The following is a 3,678-nucleotide window of genomic DNA, read 5'->3' as shown; positions in this document are numbered from 1 at the left end:
ATTATCAACAGACTGGATTAACGGATGTATTTACCTTCACCAGTGAACTTGCCTTCAGCCCAGGTGTTTTCAGCGGTATGTTCAATGGAGTGTATGCAACCATGGTCGGTACATCGCAGTTGCAGCTCTCCCTTGGTCTGGATGCGTCAAAGCTAACTCCATCCTTCTCTGCAAGTTTGAGTCATCGTTACAGCGGTCCTCAGGATAGTGGGTTTGGAACGATCAGTGGAACACTTAACCATTCCATTCCTGCAAAGGTATCAGGAAGCCCCCATTCTACAAATACCACGCTTTCACTCTCTTATTCAGGGAGTTTCACTGAGAACGTTCGGTATACGCTCTCAGGGAACCTGCTCTATAATTCTGCAAACCAAGCCCCAGGTTGGAGTGCTTCCTTTGCAACAGGGTTCTCTCCTTTCTCTGGATTCTCGTTAAGTGGCTCGGTTACCGCCAATGCAGCAAGTACCACCCCTCTTAGTCCAACTCTTTCTGCCCAAATTTCAGGCAGTTATACCTTCAGTCCAAAGTTGAGCGCAAACACTTCCACAAGTGTTCGTTCTGGATCGCCGTTCTTCGATGGGACTGCATCCTCATCTGCAGGAATGAGCTGGAGACCAACCGGAAAAGATAGTGTCAATCTTTCCTTGAGCGGGTTCCGCTTTGAGGATCCAAGGAACCACTCCATTGTTGCTGCATGGGCCCATAGCGGGGAGCTTTCAAACTTCTCATTAAGACAGCAGATCAGCAACTCCTATCAGGATATGACCACTACCTTTACGGCAAGTACCGCCCTTGCATATGCTGATGGAGCATTCGGTATCGGAAAGGCAGTCGGAGAGTCCTTCCTGCTGGTAAAACCGGTCGGGGACCTGAAAGATTCAGACATCTCGATTGCACGAAGCTTGGATAGTTCACCCTCTGCATTGAGCAGACCACTGGGAAGTGCGTTGTACAACTCAGTTACTCCCAATGCCACAAACAGTATCGTGGTATTCAGCAGTGGGATAAGTGAGTATTCAACCGGTACCTCATTCGTCTATGAATTAAGTCCACGAAGCAGACAGTCCTTTGTTGCTCGACTTGATATGGAACCCTCTTTTACTGTCAGTGGAGTACTCTATATGGCCGATGGTTTCCCCTACATCCAGTATTCATCTCCCGTGTATGAAGTGATATTGAATGCTGCAGGAGAAGAGGAACTTATCCGAAATGATTCTCTCTACCTCTTCACTGACCAGGAAGGACGGTACATCCTCAGTGAAGTTTCCAGCGGTACCTATCTCTTTGATTTGCAAGTGGAGGATCTGTGGTATGCAGTGAGGTTTGTCGTTCCCGATATATCTTCTGAGGACTTGGGCCTGGAGAGGGTCTTGTTGCTTGAGGATTTCTGGGTTACCGACCCTGCCTTTGAGCATCGAATCATTGTGGAAGATGCATTCAGTGGGGTACAGGTAGAAGAGGAAACGGATGTCTTCGGAGCCGAGCTTGCTACCGGGTATGACGCGCAAGTTACCCTTGAAGTGATTGAACGTATGGATGAGGAGACATTCTGGACCATTATCTTCCCGCCATTTGATGAGAGTGATTTTGGGTTTGAATCCTTCGAGCAGGATGGCTTCGTGAGTGAAGATGATTATGCCTTCGATGAGGATATGTTCGATTCCATGGTCGATTTTGACGCAACCGACCCCAATGCACAGCAGGTTGTCACTGCCGCTCCCTAGGTTTGCTTGACACGTTTATCCAAAAGGTAGAGTATAAAAAAAGATCTATATAACTCGAATAGGAAGTGAAGCCGTGCGTAGCGATATAATCAACGATGTATTATCCGTTGAAGATAGAGCACAACAAATAATACGAGACGCCGAACATACAGCTAGAGATGCTATTTCCGACGCCCAAAGTGCTGCAAATGAACTCATACGTTCCTCAATGAAAGAAGAACGTGAACGTCTTCGTGCACAATTGGAACAGGCCGAAACTGAGGCAAGGACTGAAGTTGAGGAGTATGAAGAGAGCTTGAATATATCGAGCAACCTTTCAAAGGATACTCTTGAGGCCATTGCACATTCAATCGTGGAGCAAGTCTGCAAGACTGATTTTGATACATTTCTGGAAAACAAATGAGCAGTGATCGTGTATCGTTGTATGGGTTCATCAATGCCAAGCTTCGGGCTAAGATTGGTTTGATGCGACAGAGCAAGGTTATTGAAAACCTTCTGCACGCTTCTTCCTTGGTAGAGGCTGTGGGGGTACTTCGTGACTCCAAATACCACGCAGTAGCTGAGGCATACGACCGAACCGGAGACCTTCAACAGATGGAACTGGTGCTTCTTGGGATGGAGATTTCCATGTACAAGGAGGTTGCAGGGTATCTTGAGGGAAGTAGTGCCGACCTGATCAACCATCTTCTTGGAAAAATCGAAATAGACAACCTGAAGAACACACTCCGGCTCTGGTACAGCAGCATCATGAGGCAACGACCGATTCGCCATCGCAGTGAGTACCTCTTCAAGGACCCCATTCTTTCTCCCATAGACTGGACCGCCTTGATCAATGCAACCAGCTGGGAAGCAGTCGGTACTGCACTAAAGGATAGCCCCTATCATGCCACTGTTACTGCATTCAGTGAGCAAGACCTACAGCAATCAGGATTGTTCTCCCTCGAGACAGAGCTGGACCGAATGTGGTATGTGCATTTGATGGAGTGTGTGAAGACGCTCAAGAAAGCAGATGAAGAAGTGGCAACTTCCATGATTCTCCTGGAAATAGATCTGCGCAATCTTATGATGTTGGTACGCTACGGATGGTACCACCATATGGATGCAGATGCAGTGAAGAGACTTCTGCTTCCCTGGGGAAAGGTTGTCTCAAGCAAGGAGAGTGAGGCGTATTTGATGCAGAATTCCTCAGAGCGTAATCCTCATGCCATTATCAACCGTTATTATCCAGGGCTTGAGGAGCAACAGCATCCCGGCAGTGTGCAAGGTGCTGAGGCGAGTGTGCTTGAGATCTTGAAAATAGAAGGATATTTGGCTGAGCGGAGAAAAGCCATTTATCAACGTATGCTCTCCCAGGACCCCTTTACCATAGGACTATCCTTGTCCTATTTCTTCCTCTTCAAGGAAGAGACAAGCATGGTGAAGGCTATTCTCAATGGGAAGTATTACGGATATGAAGAAGCGTATATCAGGGGGGTGTTGGTATGAACTTGTTTACACGACCGATGAAACTGCTTACTGCAGTGGTATTGGAGCAGACCAGTGATACGGTCGTCAAATCCCTGCTCGCTCTTGGTGTCTTGGACTTTGTCCACATCAACAAGCTGGACTCCGGCCAGATGGAAAAACTCTCATTCCGCCAAAGTTCTGTCAGCCGTTCAGCCCTGCAGGATATGCGTCATCGGGTGGAAGCCTTGCTTAAGCAAGGACATATTGCAGTACCAACCAGTGATGTGCTGAATGTACAGAATCTGGAAAAACCTCAATTGGAAGCATTCGGCAGAACATTGGATGACCTGACGGCAAACCTGCTCTCCTTGAAAGAGAAACAGAAAGAGAGTAACCAGATGGTGATGGGCCTTGAGGAGATGGAACGCTATATCAAGGAGGACAAGGGAGAATACCTTGACCTCAGGGTAGGGCAGGTCACAAAAGGCAGAAGTGAGGACCTCAAGGA

At 47.7% G+C, this 3,678-nt stretch carries 3 protein-coding genes and 1 pseudogene; all 4 read left to right on the top strand.

Annotation, left to right across the window (positions count from 1 at the left end):
* Positions 1-1,724, top strand: a 1,724-nt coding sequence (locus JF818_RS07100) for a hypothetical protein (protein WP_198891335.1), incomplete at its 5' end; no start/stop codon positions are given.
* Between the two features lie 73 nt (positions 1,725-1,797).
* On the top strand, positions 1,798-2,127 hold the full coding sequence (locus JF818_RS07095) for a hypothetical protein (RefSeq protein ID WP_198891334.1): 330 nt from the start codon (positions 1,798-1,800) through the stop codon (positions 2,125-2,127).
* On the top strand, positions 2,124-3,209 hold the full coding sequence (locus JF818_RS07090) for a V-type ATPase subunit (protein ID WP_198891333.1): 1,086 nt from the start codon (positions 2,124-2,126) through the stop codon (positions 3,207-3,209). Before JF818_RS07095 ends, JF818_RS07090 begins: the two co-directional genes overlap by 4 nt.
* A pseudogene (locus tag JF818_RS07085) lies at positions 3,206-3,678 on the top strand (ATPase); the annotation flags it as partial. The gene JF818_RS07090 and the pseudogene JF818_RS07085, both read left to right, overlap by 4 nt.

This window comes from Sphaerochaeta sp. S2 (assembly GCF_016406725.1).
GTDB lineage: Bacteria > Spirochaetota > Spirochaetia > Sphaerochaetales > Sphaerochaetaceae > Sphaerochaeta.
The sequence above is the reverse complement of the archived record's forward strand: the minus strand, read 5'-3'. Positions and strand labels throughout refer to the sequence as shown.